Source organism: Comamonas halotolerans, assembly GCF_030162935.1.
Classification (GTDB): Bacteria; Pseudomonadota; Gammaproteobacteria; order Burkholderiales; family Burkholderiaceae_C; genus Comamonas; species Comamonas halotolerans.
The window spans coordinates 384,273-399,340 of the sequence record NZ_JASAUZ010000001.1 but is presented as its reverse complement, the minus strand read 5'-3'; the positions used below and the strand labels follow the sequence as shown (position 1 = coordinate 399,340).

The 15,068-nt window shown below is 55.2% G+C and carries 13 protein-coding genes; all 13 read left to right on the top strand.

Annotated features, from left to right (window positions below):
* The first annotated feature begins 181 nt into the window (after nt 1–181).
* Nucleotides 182–1,693, top strand: coding sequence for a DegQ family serine endoprotease (locus tag QEP11_RS01820; protein ID WP_284334861.1), 1,512 nt, complete (start codon nt 182–184; stop codon nt 1,691–1,693).
* A gap of 415 nt (nt 1,694–2,108) precedes the next feature.
* Nucleotides 2,109–3,917 carry a translation elongation factor 4 gene (gene lepA, locus QEP11_RS01815; protein WP_284334860.1) on the top strand — a complete coding sequence of 603 codons (1,809 nt, stop codon included), beginning with the start codon at nt 2,109–2,111 and terminating at the stop codon, nt 3,915–3,917.
* Nucleotides 3,918–3,931: 14 nt separating this feature from the next.
* Nucleotides 3,932–4,906: a signal peptidase I gene (gene lepB, locus QEP11_RS01810; protein ID WP_284334859.1), complete on the top strand. Its 975-nt coding sequence runs from the start codon at nt 3,932–3,934 to the stop codon at nt 4,904–4,906.
* A 65-nt stretch (nt 4,907–4,971) separates the two neighbouring features.
* On the top strand, nt 4,972–5,328 hold the full coding sequence (locus QEP11_RS01805; RefSeq protein ID WP_284334858.1) for a DUF4845 domain-containing protein: 357 nt from the start codon (nt 4,972–4,974) through the stop codon (nt 5,326–5,328).
* Nucleotides 5,329–6,012, top strand: coding sequence for a ribonuclease III (rnc, locus tag QEP11_RS01800; protein WP_284334857.1), 684 nt, complete (start codon nt 5,329–5,331; stop codon nt 6,010–6,012).
* Nucleotides 6,009–7,151, top strand: coding sequence for a GTPase Era (gene era, locus QEP11_RS01795; RefSeq protein ID WP_284334856.1), 1,143 nt, complete (start codon nt 6,009–6,011; stop codon nt 7,149–7,151). Before rnc ends, era begins: the two co-directional genes overlap by 4 nt.
* Before the next feature lie 158 nt (nt 7,152–7,309).
* On the top strand, nt 7,310–8,074 hold the full coding sequence (recO, locus tag QEP11_RS01790; protein ID WP_284334855.1) for a DNA repair protein RecO: 765 nt from the start codon (nt 7,310–7,312) through the stop codon (nt 8,072–8,074).
* Entirely contained in the window at nt 8,071–8,853 is a 783-nt protein-coding gene (locus tag QEP11_RS01785) for a pyridoxine 5'-phosphate synthase (RefSeq protein ID WP_284334854.1), read from the top strand. The genes recO and QEP11_RS01785 overlap by 4 nt, the downstream gene beginning before the upstream one ends.
* A gap of 64 nt (nt 8,854–8,917) precedes the next feature.
* Nucleotides 8,918–9,316, top strand: a complete 399-nt coding sequence (acpS, locus tag QEP11_RS01780) for a holo-ACP synthase (RefSeq protein ID WP_284334853.1) — start codon at nt 8,918–8,920, stop codon at nt 9,314–9,316.
* 142 nt (nt 9,317–9,458) lie between these two features.
* Entirely contained in the window at nt 9,459–10,553 is a 1,095-nt protein-coding gene (gene nagZ, locus QEP11_RS01775; RefSeq protein ID WP_284334852.1) for a beta-N-acetylhexosaminidase, read from the top strand.
* Between the two features lie 533 nt (nt 10,554–11,086).
* Nucleotides 11,087–11,785: a gluconate 2-dehydrogenase subunit 3 family protein gene (locus tag QEP11_RS01770; protein ID WP_284334851.1), complete on the top strand. Its 699-nt coding sequence runs from the start codon at nt 11,087–11,089 to the stop codon at nt 11,783–11,785.
* Nucleotides 11,786–11,787: 2 nt separating this feature from the next.
* Nucleotides 11,788–13,557: a GMC family oxidoreductase gene (locus tag QEP11_RS01765; protein WP_284334849.1), complete on the top strand. Its 1,770-nt coding sequence runs from the start codon at nt 11,788–11,790 to the stop codon at nt 13,555–13,557.
* 13 nt (nt 13,558–13,570) lie between these two features.
* Complete coding sequence (locus QEP11_RS01760; RefSeq protein ID WP_284334848.1) at nt 13,571–14,932, top strand: cytochrome c; 1,362 nt, start codon at nt 13,571–13,573, stop codon at nt 14,930–14,932.
* The last annotated feature ends 136 nt before the right edge of the window (nt 14,933–15,068 follow it).

The following is a 15,068-nucleotide window of genomic DNA, read 5'->3' as shown; positions in this document are numbered from 1 at the left end:
GATCAGCGCAGAAATATGCCAAAGAGAAGAAAGAGCGCACAGAATGCGCTCTTTTTTTGTTTGCGTTGTACAGTCATTCGCTCGCAAGTCATACATAAACTGGGGAACCAAATCGCGGTTCGTTTTTCTGAAGATGTAGCTGCGCATGGCGCAGACTGTGATTTTGGAAAGGATGAAAAAAATGCCTTCAATGCAATTCAAACCCCTGCACGCCACAGTGCTGGCAATAGGGGTTGCGGTAGGAGCTGCAGCAACAGTGGGTTGGAGTGATGCCGCACAGCGTTGGCTGCCAGTTGCACATGCCCAAGCGACGGCGGTCCCCACAGCTCCTATGGTGACAGGGTTGCCCGACTTCACGCAGTTGGTGGATGCGGTGGGACCTGCGGTGGTGAACATCAGGACCACCGAGAAAATATCCCGTCAATCCTCACCTATGGCTGGGATGGACGAGGATATGCTGGAGTTCTTCAGGCGCTTTGGCTTGCCTGTTCCAAATATCCCGAGACAAGGCAATCCACAGCAGCCTGATGATGAAGGTGAAGAGCGTCCCAGTGGCGTGGGCTCTGGTTTCATTTTGAGCACTGACGGCTACGTGATGACGAATGCGCATGTGGTGGAAGGTGCTAGCGAAGTCATCGTGACACTGACCGACAAGCGTGAGTTCAAGGCCAAGATCATTGGCTCGGACAAGCGCACCGATGTGGCCGTGGTGAAGATTGATGGAAAGGGCCTGCCAGCTGTAAAGATTGGGGATGTGAACAATCTCAAGGTTGGTGAGTGGGTCATGGCAATCGGCTCTCCGTTTGGACTGGAAAACTCGGTGACGGCAGGTATCGTCTCGGCCAAGCAGCGTGATACGGGGGACTATCTGCCTTTCATCCAGACAGATGTGGCAATCAATCCAGGCAATTCTGGTGGCCCTTTGCTGAATATGCGTGGCGAGGTGGTAGGTATCAACAGCCAGATTTACTCGCGCTCCGGCGGTTTCATGGGCATTTCTTTTGCGATTCCCATTGATGAGGCGGTGCGGGTGAGTGACCAGTTGCGCGCGACTGGCAAGGTCACGCGAGGCCGCATTGGCGTGCAAATTGGTCAGGTGACCAAGGAAGTTGCTGAGTCCATTGGATTGGGAGCCGCGAAGGGTGCGCTGGTTTCTGCGGTGGAACCCGACTCTCCAGCCGCCAAGGCAGGGATTGAGGCAGGCGATATCATCGTGAAATACGATGGCAAAGCCATCGACAAGGTCGCCGATCTGCCACGTCTGGTTGGCAATACCAAACCCGGTACCAAGAGCGCAATCACGGTTTTCCGCCGTGGTCAGAACCGTGATTTGAGCATTGTGGTTGCTGAGGTGGAGCCTGATGAGGTGGTAGCTAAGGCAGATGCCAAATCAGGCTCTTCTGCCACGGCTACAGCCAAACAGCTTGGTTTGGTTGTGGGTGAACTGACTGAAGCGCAGAAGAAGTCCTTGGGGATCAAAGGCGGTGTTCGTGTGCTTTCGGCAACGGATGCTGCTGCGCGTGCGGGCCTGCGAGAGGGGGATGTCGTGCTCGCAGTAGCCAACAACGAAGTCCCTAACGTCAAGGGCTTTGAGTCAGCTTGGTCCAAGGCAGACAAGAGCAAACCAGTGAATTTGCTGGTGCGCAGAGGGGAATGGACGCAGTACGTTCTCATCCGTCCCAATACCAAGTAAAGCTTGAGATTGGTCTTCCTACGCAAGTGTTAATCCTTGTGTAGGAATGACCTACTGCGATGACCGCTCGTTTTGCGGAGGTGCTTGGGTAGAATGCCCGCTTAATGAGCGCAGTCACGGGCTGACACCAGCGGGGGATGTGCTGTGCAAACACAGTACGGTTCGGCGCTGAGTTGGATGACTGTGAACCTACAGTTGATTGTGGATAACTTGTTGTTAAGTGATTTTGTGGCTGCAAACAATGCCCGAGTCATAGCAAATGGATGCTTGGTTTTTGGGCGGTTTTGCCTACAATCGGTCGTCCAAGCAATCGCAGTTGCCAGAGATTGTTGGTTCAGGGCGCGTCACTGTAGGACGCGCCCTTTTTTCTTGCCTCTAACACGCTTTCCCCTTTAATTACAAACGCTTATCGTTGATGAAGCACATTCGAAATTTTTCCATCATTGCGCATATTGACCATGGCAAGTCGACCCTGGCGGACCGACTGATCCAGCGTTGCGGAGGCCTCGCCGAGCGTGAGATGGAGGCGCAGGTGCTGGACTCGATGGATATCGAGAAAGAGCGTGGCATCACCATCAAGGCGCAGACGGCAGCGCTGCAATACAAGGCCAAGGATGGCAATGTCTATAACCTCAATTTGATCGATACCCCTGGTCACGTTGACTTTTCCTATGAAGTCTCACGCTCGTTGTCTGCCTGCGAAGGCGGCCTGCTGGTGGTGGATGCTTCCCAAGGCGTGGAAGCCCAGACAGTGGCTAACTGCTACACCGCGCTGGATTTAGGCGTGGAAGTGTTTGCTGTCTTGAACAAGATGGATTTGCCCCAGGCCGATCCTGACAATGCCAAGGCAGAGATTGAGGATGTGATCGGTATTGATGCCAGCGATGCCATTCCTTGCTCGGCCAAAACCGGCATGGGCATTGATGACATTTTGGAGGCGATTGTGGCCAAGGTGCCGCCACCCAAGGGTAAGCCTGATGCACCGCTGCGCGCCATGATCGTGGACAGCTGGTTTGACCCCTATGTAGGGGTGGTGATGCTGGTGCGTGTGGTGGATGGCGAGCTCAAGAAAAACGAGCGTTTCAAGATGATGGCCACCGGCGCAGCCTACGAAGCTAATCAGGTTGGGGTGTTCACCCCTGCGAACTCGCCTCGTGACTCGCTGAAGGCGGGTGAGGTGGGTTACATCATTGCCGGTATCAAGGAGCTCAAGGCTGCCAAGGTCGGCGACACCATCACTCTGGAAAAGAAGCTGCCTAACAACCTGGGACCTGCTTCGGCACCGTTGCCTGGTTTCAAGGAAGTCAAGCCCCAGGTGTTTGCTGGCCTGTATCCGACCGAAGCATCGGAGTATGACCAGCTGCGGGATGCGCTGGAAAAGCTCCAACTCAACGATGCAGCTTTGCAGTTCGAGCCGGAAGTGTCGCAAGCGCTGGGCTTTGGCTTCCGCTGCGGCTTCCTGGGCCTGCTGCACATGGAAATCGTGCAAGAGCGCTTGGAGCGTGAGTTTGATCAGGACCTGATCACGACTGCGCCAAGCGTGGTGTACAAGGTGGTCAAGGGTGATGGTGAAGTCATTGACGTGGAGAACCCCTCGAAGATGCCCGATATCGGCCGCATAGAGGAGATTCGCGAGCCCATCGTCACGGTGCATCTGTACATGCCGCAAGACTACGTGGGGCCGGTGATGACACTGGCCAACCAAAAGCGCGGCGTGCAGATGAATATGCAGTACCACGGTCGTCAGGTCATGCTGACCTATGAGATGCCACTGGGTGAAATCGTGCTGGACTTCTTTGACAAGCTCAAGTCGGTCTCGCGCGGCTATGCCTCCATGGACTATGAGTTTCTGGAGTACCGTGCCTCTGACGTGGTCAAGGTCGATATCTTGCTCAATGGTGAAAAGGTCGATGCCTTGTCCATCATCGTGCACCGCTCACAAGCTACGTACCGTGGCCGTGCCGTGGTGGCAAAGATGCGCGAAATCATCAGCCGACAGATGTTTGACGTGGCTATTCAGGCTGCCATTGGTGCCAACATCATTGCGCGTGAAACCGTCAAAGCCTTGCGTAAAAACGTGCTGGCCAAATGCTACGGCGGTGATATCACCCGTAAGCGCAAATTGCTGGAAAAGCAAAAGGCGGGCAAGAAGCGCATGAAGCAGATCGGCTCGGTGGAAGTGCCGCAAGAAGCGTTCCTGGCCATCCTGCAAGTCGAAGACTAATAACGAGGGTTACCATGCAAGCCATGCAATGGATCACTGCGGTCATCTTGGCCGCTTTTGTAGGCTACATCGGTGCCTGGTATACCGGCGCCATTGAAGGCAATTTTGCCTTGTTGATGTTTCTGGCAACTTTTGTCACTGGCATCTATTGGCTGGCTGAGCGCTTTTACTTCTGGCCCAAGCGCAAGAAGGAGGCCGCACGCTTGAATGCGGAGGCCGCAGCCCGACGTGAGCAGCTGGAGCGCCAAGGTCTGAGTCACGACATGGTGAACACCAGCGAAGGTGAGACCCGGATCCTCAAGCAGCCCTGGTGGCTGGATTGGACTGCGGGCCTGTTCCCAGTGCTGTTCGTGGTGTTTGTGCTGCGTTCGTTTTTGTTTGAACCCTTCAAGATTCCTTCGGGCTCAATGATTCCAACGTTGATGGTGGGGGACCTGATCCTGGTGAACAAGTTCACCTATGGCGTGCGTCTACCTGTGCTCAATACCAAGGTGACGCAGGGTAATGCGCCGCAGCGCGGCGACGTCATGGTGTTCCGCTACCCACCACAGCCTACGCTGGACTACATCAAGCGCGTGGTGGGTGTGCCTGGCGATACCGTGGCCTATTTGAACAAGCGATTGACAATCAACGGCCAGGAGGTGCCTACCACCGACTTGCCTGATTTCTTCGACACCGATGCCATGCGCTATTTCTCTCAGTTTGAAGAGAAACTGGGCGATAAGCCGCACAAGCTGCTCAACACCCAAGGCATGCCTGCATTTGTGCAGGGGGCCTCTGAATTTCCATTCCGTGAAAACTGCACATACACCGTGGAAGGTGTGACATGCAAGGTACCTGAGGGGCATTACTTTGCGATGGGCGATAACCGTGACAATTCGCTGGATTCGCGCTATTGGGGGTTTGTTCCAGAAGAAAACATTGTCGGAAAGGCCTTTTTCGTTTGGATGAATTTCGGTAATCTCAAACGCATCGGTAGCTTCAACTAAAGGCGTTACGCCTAGATCGAATGGCCGCTTTCAGCGGCCATTTTTCATATGAGGAGAGGGAAATCATGCGTTGCACATCTCGCAGCAGCCAAAGGGGCTTGTCTTTCATTGGATTTGTCGTGATTGCTGTGTTGGCCGTCGCGGTTTTTGCGATTGGCGGACAATCAGTCCCCATCCTCTTGGAGTATCAAGCTGCTGTGAAGGCCGCGCATAAAGCGGCCAATGAAGGCTCCACGGTGTCTGAGGTGCGCACAGCGTTTGACCGGGCTGCGCAAATTGACGACATCAAGACCATTACCGGCAGCGATTTGGATGTCACCAAAGTCAATGAGAAAGTGGTGGTGTCCTTTGAGTATGAGCGTTCCATTCCGCTGGTAGGCCCAGCCTACCTTGTTTATCGTTTTACACATCAGACCAACTAGGTGCCAATCACCCTGCATGATCTGCAGCATACGCTGCAGTACCAATTTCAAAATCCTGCTTTGCTCCAACGTGCGCTGACGCACCGCAGCTTTTCGGCAGACAACAATGAGCGCCTGGAGTTCCTGGGTGACTCTGTGCTCAGCCTGGCTATCTCCAGCCTGCTGTATCAGCGCCTGCGAGATTTGCCCGAAGGTGATCTCTCACGCGTACGCTCCAATCTGGTTAAAGAAGGCACGCTCCATCAAATTGCGCTCAAGCTGCAGTTGCCAGAGTTGCTGCGGCTGGGGGAAGGGGAAGCCAAATCGGGTGGAAAAAACCGTCCCTCCATTCTGGCTGACGCCGTCGAAGCGATTTTGGGTGCTGTATACCTGGATGCTGGCTTTGCGGCTGGCGAAAAATTGGTGCACCATCTGTTTGACGGGGTGGACATCAACCCTCATATGCGTGCGGCAGAAAAAGATCCCAAGACTGCGCTGCAGGAGTGGCTGCAAGGCAAGCGCATGCATTTGCCACAATACAGCGTGGTGGCGATTACGGGCGCAGCCCACAAGCAGACCTTTGAAGTGGCCTGCATGATTACCGAACTCAAGCTGGGCGCAAAAGGTAAGGGCGCATCGCGCCGTGCCGGCGAACAAGCTGCTGCCAGCGCCATGCTGGCTCTTTTGAAAGAGAAACACCCATGACCGATGCTGCGAAGAAAAAAGTAGCTAGCACCGAAGGCGCTGCAAGCGCTAAAGGCCAAAAAAGTAGCAAAGCTGTTGCTTCCTTCCCTGAAGTAACTCCTGCAGGCCAGACAATGGCCGAGCTCGATGCCATGCTGGCTGCCGCCAAACCTGGCGCAACACCTTCGCTGGTCGCGCGTGCAGCAGAAATTGAAGCTCAAAAGGCTGCTGAGGCAGCGGAGCCCGTGCGTGTGTATGCGCCTGAGGAACAGCGTTGTGGTCTGATTGCGATTGTTGGAAAGCCCAATGTGGGCAAGTCCACACTGATGAATGCGCTGGTGGGCCAGAAAGTCTCCATCACTTCACGCAAGTCTCAAACCACTCGCCACCGCATCACCGGCATTCGCACCAAGGAAGAGACGCAGTTCATCTTTGTGGATACCCCAGGGTTCCAGACCAAGCACTCCACAGCGTTGAACAAGTCGCTGAACAAAACAGTGATGGGCGCTATCACCGATGTGGATTTGATCTTGTATGTGGTGGAGGCGGGTAGCTTCACTCTGGCCGATGCCAAGGTGCTGAGCCTGTTCAAACCCGGTATCCCCACGTTGCTGATTGCCAACAAGCTGGACATGGTGGGCCGTCGCCATGAAATTGCGCCTTGGCTCAAGAGCATGCAGGAGCGCCATCCTTTTGCCGAGTTTGTGCCCATGTCGGCCAAGAAGCGTGATGATATTGAGCGTCTTTTTGGTATCTGTGCCAAGTACCTGCCCGAGCAGCCCTGGTTCTACGCAGAAGACGAGTTGACCGACCGCAGTGAAAACTTCATGGCTGCCGAAATCGTGCGCGAAAAGCTGTTCCGATTTACGGGCGATGAACTGCCTTACACCTCGACCGTGGTGATCGACAAGTTTGTGGAAGAGTCCAGCAAGGTACACAAGCGTTTCATGCGTGTGGCAGCGACAATTGTGGTGGAGCGCGATGGTCACAAGGCCATGGTGATTGGCCAAGGTGGTGAGCGGCTCAAGCGCATCTCCATGGAAGCGCGCCAGGAGATGGAAAAACTGTTTGACGCCAAGGTGTTTCTGGAAGTGTGGGTGAAGGTCAAGTCTGGTTGGGCAGATGATGAAGCGCGTGTCAAATCTTTCGGCTACGAATAAAGGTGCCGCCTAGCGTTGCCGATACTTTGTTGCAAGGTCTTGGCGTGGCGCTGCCTGTCTGTGACCTTACGCCGCGTCTCGTAGCCGCTGTGCGACACTTCCAACCTCGTGATTTTTTTGAAAGCTCTCACTGAGGCCTTTTTGTCTTTTTCAAACCTATGGCCGCCAAACGTGTGGGTGAAGAGCCCGCCTTTATCCTGCACCGCTACGACTGGAGTGAATCCAGTCTGATTCTGGAGGTGTTCACGCGCCATCGTGGGCGTGTGGCGCTGGTGGCCAAGGGCGCGAAAAAGCACACTTCCAATTTCAGGCCGGTGCTGCTGGCTTTGCAGCCGCTGAAAGTGAGCTACACGCTTTCGGGCGACGGTAATGCCGACATTCATGTGCTCAAAGGGGCTGAGTGGGCAGGCGGACACATCATGCCCATGGGCAACAATTTGCTCACTGGCATGTATCTCAATGAGTTGTTGATGCGCCTGCTGGCGCGCGATGACCCTTACGCCTATCTGTTCGATGTATATGGGGCCGTGGTGAAGCTGCTGGCTACGCAACAGGAAGAGGTGATTGAGCCCGTGTTGCGTGCTTTTGAGCTGATTTTGCTGCGTGAGCTGGGGCTGTTGCCTAGCCTGGGGGAAGAAACACTGACGTTGCAACCTTTGCAGCCTGAGACTCTCTATGTGCTGGTTGCTGAAATGGGCTTGCGCCCGGCCTTGTCCAGTGATCGTGCGGCGCTGAGCGGCCAGCAATGGAGTCAGCTGCAGCATGCCTTGTCTCAAGGCGAAGGCGCTTATCCAGCCAGCGTGCGTGCCTGTGCTGTCGTTGCATCGGCCTTGAAGCCCCAGTTGAGACATTTGCTGCAATACCATTGCGGCAGCCCAGTGCTGCGCACGCGGCAACTGATGATGGATTTGCAAACGCTATGACTGCTTTAACTTCTTCCTGCTCGGCTCTGCGTACGGCGTTGTCCGTGAACGTCAACAAAGTGGCGCTGCTGCGCAATACGCGTCACCTTGGCATCCCCTCGGTCACGCGTGCGGCGCAGCTGTGCCTGGACGCTGGCGCACAGGGCATCACCATTCATCCTCGACCGGATGAGCGTCATATCCGTTCCACTGATGTGTACGAGCTGGCAGAGTTGATGAAGGCTTGGCCGAACGCCGAGTTCAACATCGAAGGCAATCCCACGCAGAATCTGATGCAGTTCATCCGTGATGTGCGTCCGCACCAGGCCACATTTGTGCCAGACAGCGAAGACCAGTTCACCAGTGACCATGGCTGGAACTTTCCCCAGGACGCTGAGCGCCTGCAGCCATTGATTGCCGAGTGCAAAGCCTTGGGCGTACGCGTGAGCTTGTTCATGGATCCCGTACCTGAGCAGATGGAGGCTGCGAAAGCTGCGGGTGCTGACCGAGTGGAGCTGTATACCGAGCCTTACGCAGCCGCATGGGGCACACCAGAGCAAGCGCTGCAACTGAGCAGCTATGCCAAGGCAGCGCAAGCTGCATTGGATGCAGGCCTGCAAGTGAATGCGGGGCACGATCTGAATCGTGACAATCTGGCTGCTTTTGTGGCGCAGGTGCCAGGTGTTGCAGAGGTTTCTATTGGACACGCCTTGATTGCCGACGCGCTGGAGCTTGGTTATGTAGCGACTGTCCGGGCTTACCAAGTGTGTATCGATCAAGGCATGTTGCAGCGCTCATGAGGCGAGTTGCGGTAGCGATTTCAGGCGTCTGAGCATCAACGTTGACGTACAGAGGGCGATGACCATGATCTACGGCATTGGGACGGATATCTGCGACATCCGACGCATTCGGGAAAGCCTGGACCGGCACGGCGACCGTTTTGCAGAAAAGGTGCTGACCGAGCATGAGCTTCAGGTTTGGCGTGCTCGCAGTGCGCGATGGCCCGATCGTGGAATCAAATATCTGGCAACCCGTTTTTCTGCAAAAGAGGCTTTCAGCAAAGCCGTGGGTTTGGGCATGAGAATGCCTATGACGTGGCGCAACTGCGAGATAGCAAATCTGAGCAGTGGCCAGCCTACCATCTTGTTGCATGGCGCCATGAAGGAATGGTTCGAGGCCAAGAACTTGCGGGTGCATATCACCATGACAGACGAAAGCGAATACGCTGCCAGCTTTTGTGTGGTGGAACGCTCGGACAGCTAAAGTAGCCAAGATAGGCCACAGATACCAAATTCTGTGATTTGTGCGCAACTCATGCGGTTGTGCGTCATGTGCAGACCTCATACTTCAACTTTTGCAGCATTGCGGGAGGTGCTTCGCATCCCGCAAAAAGGAACACTCCATCATGACCGTATCCCATGCGCCTCTCATCATCGACATCGCTGGCAAATCACTGACCGATACGGATCGTGATCGTCTTGCGCACCCAATGGTAGGGGGCATCATTTTGTTCGCACGTAACTGGGAAAGCCGCGATCAATTGGTGCAACTGTGTGCAGACATCAAGGCTGTGAAAGATGATTTGCTGATTTGTGTGGACCACGAAGGCGGGCGTGTTCAGCGCTTCAAAACCGATGGTTTCACGCACATTCCACCCATGCGCGCCTTTGGTGAAATGTGGATGGATGACGGCAAAGGTAAAAAGCGCCGCAAAGGCAGCGGAGCCATGCGAGCCATGAATGCAGCCACCGCTGCGGGTTATGTGCTGGGCTCTGAGCTGCGTGCCTGTGGTGTGGATTTCAGCTTCACGCCCGTGCTGGATCTGGACTATGGCGAAAGTTCGGTGATTGGAGACCGCAGCTTCCACCGTGACCCGCGTGTGGTTGCAACACTTGCCAAGAGCCTGATGCATGGGCTGTTGCAAGCGGGTATAGGTAATTGTGGCAAGCATTTTCCCGGACACGGTCATGTGAAAGCCGATTCGCACGTGGACATGCCTGTGGACAAACGCAAGCTCAAGAAAATCCTGTCCGAAGATGCTGCACCATACCCTTGGCTCTCCAGCGTGCTGACAGCAGTGATGCCTGCGCATGTCATCTATCCGAAGGTAGATGCGCTGCCTGCTGGTTTTTCCAGAGTCTGGCTTCAAGACATTTTGCGTGGCCAACTGCGTTATGACGGAGCAATCTTCAGCGATGACCTGAGCATGGAAGCAGCGCGCCGAGTGGATGGCAAGATCATCAGCTACACCGAAGCGGCATTGCGTGCGTTGCAAGCAGGTTGTGACATGGTGCTGCTGTGCAACCAAAGTCTGGGCTTGGGTGAGCATGTGGATGAACTTCTGGACGGCATGGACGACGCATTGCGCACGGGCCGCTGGGCACCAGATGCGGACAGCGAATCTCGCCGCGTTTCACTGCTGCCAGAGACTGTCCCTCAACCTTGGGATGAGTTGATGCTGCAACCTGCATATCTGCAAGCGCTGAATTTATTGCCATAGCCCAATGCATGGCCCGGGGCTTAGATTTCCGCCAACCTACCTGCGCGGTGGGTTGGCGTTTTTTTTGTTGTAGCCAAGTGCTGGCGCCGTGAATGGCTGGCGGGTGTTTTGGGCTGTCCTCACTGCCTGTTCGCGGTGATCTTGTAATGCACATTGTCTTTGAGGCTTGGTCGATAGCTTTAGATGGGTATCGAGGTGCCTGAGTGAGCAGTTGCGCATCGTGTGATGCCAAATGTGCATGGAGCAAATCGACGCAACTGTCTCTGTCGTACTTGGACAAATGACTGGGGAGGAGTAGAGTTTTCTTAATACCTTCCGCTTGGTGTTAGGGAAATGCTATTCATCAACTCAAGGTATGTGCTCCCTGAAAGGCCACAACTTGTTGGCTGCAGTTGCTGCACGCAACCTGCTTGTGCGGATGCGCAAAGCAACCCAGGCCACAACAGTGTCATCACACATGAGAGGGCTCGACGCATGTGCACATGCGTTCGTCAGGGGAGTGTCTGGATCACTTGACACGATGAAGGAAAAAAATGACAAATTCTTCCCCTCCAAGCCGCAGAGCATTTCTGCTGGCTTCAGGTGCTGGCGTGGCACTAACAGGTGTGGCGATGGCGTTCCATGCCAACGGCAGGGAAACGCCGGTACAGCTGGCGCAGTATCAGCCTGAATACTTCAACCCCGAGGAGTGGGCTTTCGTGATGGCTGCTGTGGCACGCCTCATTCCTTCGGAAGGGGATGGGCCCGGCGCGCTCGAGGCGCATGTTCCGGTGTTCATTGATCGCCAGCTCAAGGGTTACTACGGCAGCGCCGAGATTTGGTATATGGCAGGGCCGCATGCGCCGGAGGCGGCAGCCGATAGAGGCTGGCAAACCCCGCTCAATCCCGCGCAGTTGTACCGCAAAGCCATTCCCGCGTTCAACGCTGCGTGCCAGTCACGTTGGAGCAAGAACTTTGTAGACCTTGCGCCCGAGGAACAAGATACCGCGTTGACCGCTTTGCAAAAAGGTGAAATCAAGCTTGATGCGGAGCTGAGCATATTTTTTACCACCTTGCTGACCAATACCAAGGAGGGCTACTTTGCAGACCCACAGCATGGTGGCAATTTGGGTATGCAGTCTTGGACGTACATCGGTTTCCCTGGCGCACGCGCAAGCTATATGGAATGGGTGGATCAGCACAACAGGAAGTACCCGCTGGGCCCTGTATCCATCAAAGGTGAAAGGGCGTAACCATGGCACGCATAGCAAAGAAAAAAGATGTGGTGATTGTTGGTCTGGGCTGGACAGGCTCGATTGCAGGGATGGAGCTGGCCGCAGAGGGACTGGAGATTGTTGCACTGGAGCGCGGCGGTGATCAGAACACCGTACCTGAGTTCAAGTATCCCAATCAGATTGACGAGCTGACCTATGCAGTGCGCTTGAAGAACATGCAGCACCCGCGCCAGCAGACCGTGACGGTGCGCCGCAACGACAGCGAAATTGCTTTGCCCTATCGCGCAATGGGCTCCTTTTTGCCTGCCAATGGGGTGGGTGGTGCAGGGACGCACTGGAATGGTTTGCTTTGGCGGCCACAACCCGAGGAAATTCAATTGCGCTCGTATGTGAAGGAGCGATGGGGTGAGTCCATCATTCCTGAGGGCATGAACCTCATGGACTACCCGGTGACTTATGACGAACTGGAGCCCTTTTTTACCCGGTTTGACGAGGTCGCTGGCGTCTCTGGCAAGGCCGGCAATATCAAAGGGCAAATCCAAGCTGGTGGCAATCCCTTTGAGGGCTGGCGCTCCAAAGATTACCCCATGCCGCCATTGCCTGTGACGTATGACTCGACCAAGTTTGATGCCGTGGCCAAGTCGATGGGCTATCACACTTTTCCTGCACCGGCGGCTATAGCTTCCACGTCCTACGTGAATCCCTATGGCATGCAGATGGCTCCTTGCAATTTCTGTGGATTCTGTGAGCGCTTTGGCTGTTACCAGTACTCCAAGTCATCCCCCCAGACCGCAGTGCTGGATGCCCTCAGGCGCAAGCCGAACTTTGAATACCGCACCAATGCTGAAGTGCTGCGTGTGGAAAGTTCGCCAGATGGCAAGACTGCCACCGGAGTGACTTATTTCGATGCCATCAAGCAAGAAGAGGTTTTTCAGCCTGCTGATCTGGTGATTTTGTCGTCCTATCAGCTGAACAATGTGCACTTGCTGCTGATCTCGGGCATTGGCGAGCCCTACGATCCCAAGACCAACAAGGGTGTCACGGGCAAAAACTACGCCTACCAGATGAATGGCGGCGTGACCTTGTTCTACAAGGGCGAGAACTTCAACCCCTTCATTGGTCACGGCTCCAACGGTATTTGCATTGACGACTTCGGTATCAACCAGAACGACTTTGGCAAGTTGGGCTTTATTGGTGGTGCGTATTGGCGTGTCGGTACCACGAATGGTCAGCCCATCCGCTCCATGCCTCTGCCCCAGGGCACACCAAGCTGGGGTGCAGGGTGGAAGAAGGCAGTGGGTGAATGGTATGGCCATGCCATGTCGATCGGTACGCATGGCTCGCACATGTCCTATCGCGTCAATCACTTGGACCTAGACCCCACCTACAAAGATCCTCATGGTCGTCCATTGATGCGCATGACCTTCAACTGGCAGGAAAACGACCTGAAGATGACCCAGTACCAGAAACTCAAGGCAGAAGAGGTGGGGGCGGCCATGAAGCCCGATCTGATGCAGTCAGGCTTCAAAAACCAAGGGGCACAGTTTGATGTGCGTCCTTATCAAACCACGCACAACACAGGAGGACACATCATGTCTGCTACGCCGCATGAAGGCGTAGTGAACCGTTACTGTCAGACATGGGACAGACACAACGTGTTTGTCTTTGGAGCGGGCAACTTTGTGCAGAACACCCAGTACAACCCGACCGGCATGGTTGGAGGACTGGCGTACTGGACGCTGCACGCCATCCGCACCATGTATCTGAAAAATCCGCGCCCACTGGCCTGAGGAGCTGTCAACCATGAAGAAAATCCTCCGCATTGTGATTGCGTTGATCGTCCTGGCAGTACTGGTGGTGCTGGCCTTGATTTATGTACCTTTCAGTCCTACGCCAGCGAACGAGGTTTTGCCCGCAGCTTGGAAGGCCGAGCCAGGTCGTGGCGAATATGTCATGCGTGCCGGCGATTGCATGGCCTGCCACACGGCCAAGGGCGGCGAGCCTTTGGCAGGTGGTCATGGCATTGAGAGCCCTCTGGGCACCATCTGGGTGACCAACATCACCCCGGACAAGGAGACGGGAATTGGTGATTGGACACTAGACCAGTTTCGTGCAGCGATGATTGATGGGGTGGGCAGGCATGGCCAGTGGCTGTATCCGGCCATGCCCTATGAGAACTATCGGTTCATGAGCGAAAGCGACATTCGAGCTCTCTATGACTACATCCAGACAGAGGTCAAACCGGTTAAGAACGAAGTGCAGCAGACGCAGCTGATGTTCCCATTCAGCATGCGTGCTGGCATGAGGGTGTGGAACTGGTTTGTGCTGGGCGACAGTGGTTTCAAGGCCATGAAGGGTGATGGGCAGCAAATCCGTGGCCAGTATCTGGTCGAGGGTGCGGGCCACTGCGCGGCCTGTCACAGTCCTCGCACGTTTTACATGGCACAAAATGGCAAGCGTCTGGGCGACGCGTACTTCTTGCTGGGTGGTGCGTTGGATGGCTGGAATGTGCCTGCCTTACGTGGCAAGGACTCCGCGATCAAGGACTGGACCGTGGAGGAGCTTGCTGCCTATCTGGGAACGGGACGCAATATTCATGCCGCGGCCAATGGCGAAATGGCTCTGGCCGTCGAGCATTCGCTACAGTACATGAGTGATGCAGACCTGAACGCCATGGCGATCTTTCTGAAAGGTGTGGACGGCCAGGCTGTCGGGACCGTACCTGGAGCTGTTGCTGCTGCAGGCCCTCGCAGCACGCCCGTTGTACAGGCCAATGAGGCAGGAGTGTCCACAGCGCAACTGCTGACTGCGGCTTCGCCAGAAATGCCATTGGGTGCGCGCTTGTATCTCGACAATTGTGCTGCTTGCCATTTTGTGAGCGGCAAGGGGGCGCCAGAGATATTCCCTGCACTACAGGGCAATGCGATAGTCCTGGGTAAAGACTCCAGTCCATTGGTGTCGGTCATTTTGCAAGGTACTTCCTCGCCGGGCACAGATCGCCGTCCCATGCGGCTGGTGATGCAAGGCTATGCCGATCGCCTGGATGATGAAGAGGTGGCTCAACTGGCTACTTTCGTGCGAAATGGGTGGGGCAACCAAGCGGCGCAAGTGAGCGCAAGCGATGTGGCGAAAGTTCGGCAAAAGGTGGAGGCTGCAGTGTACTGAGCGCCCGCGCAGAGGCACCCTGAGAGTGTCATGTTCAAAAGTGGCCGAGCTTAAGTTCGGCTACTTTTTTGTTCACAGCATCCTTTGGCGATGCAAGTGCCTTTTTAGGTCCTAGCTACGATATGTTTGGCTGTAT

Coding starts and splice junctions, on each gene's coding strand:
- QEP11_RS01820 (WP_284334861.1), top strand. CDS start 182: ATGCCTTCAATGCAATTCAAACCCCTGCACGCCACAGTGCTGGCAATA.
- lepA (WP_284334860.1), top strand. CDS start 2,109: ATGAAGCACATTCGAAATTTTTCCATCATTGCGCATATTGACCATGGC.
- lepB (WP_284334859.1), top strand. CDS start 3,932: ATGCAAGCCATGCAATGGATCACTGCGGTCATCTTGGCCGCTTTTGTA.
- QEP11_RS01805 (WP_284334858.1), top strand. CDS start 4,972: ATGCGTTGCACATCTCGCAGCAGCCAAAGGGGCTTGTCTTTCATTGGA.
- era (WP_284334856.1), top strand. CDS start 6,009: ATGACCGATGCTGCGAAGAAAAAAGTAGCTAGCACCGAAGGCGCTGCA.
- recO (WP_284334855.1), top strand. CDS start 7,310: ATGGCCGCCAAACGTGTGGGTGAAGAGCCCGCCTTTATCCTGCACCGC.
- QEP11_RS01785 (WP_284334854.1), top strand. CDS start 8,071: ATGACTGCTTTAACTTCTTCCTGCTCGGCTCTGCGTACGGCGTTGTCC.
- acpS (WP_284334853.1), top strand. CDS start 8,918: ATGATCTACGGCATTGGGACGGATATCTGCGACATCCGACGCATTCGG.
- nagZ (WP_284334852.1), top strand. CDS start 9,459: ATGACCGTATCCCATGCGCCTCTCATCATCGACATCGCTGGCAAATCA.
- QEP11_RS01770 (WP_284334851.1), top strand. CDS start 11,087: ATGACAAATTCTTCCCCTCCAAGCCGCAGAGCATTTCTGCTGGCTTCA.
- QEP11_RS01765 (WP_284334849.1), top strand. CDS start 11,788: ATGGCACGCATAGCAAAGAAAAAAGATGTGGTGATTGTTGGTCTGGGC.
- QEP11_RS01760 (WP_284334848.1), top strand. CDS start 13,571: ATGAAGAAAATCCTCCGCATTGTGATTGCGTTGATCGTCCTGGCAGTA.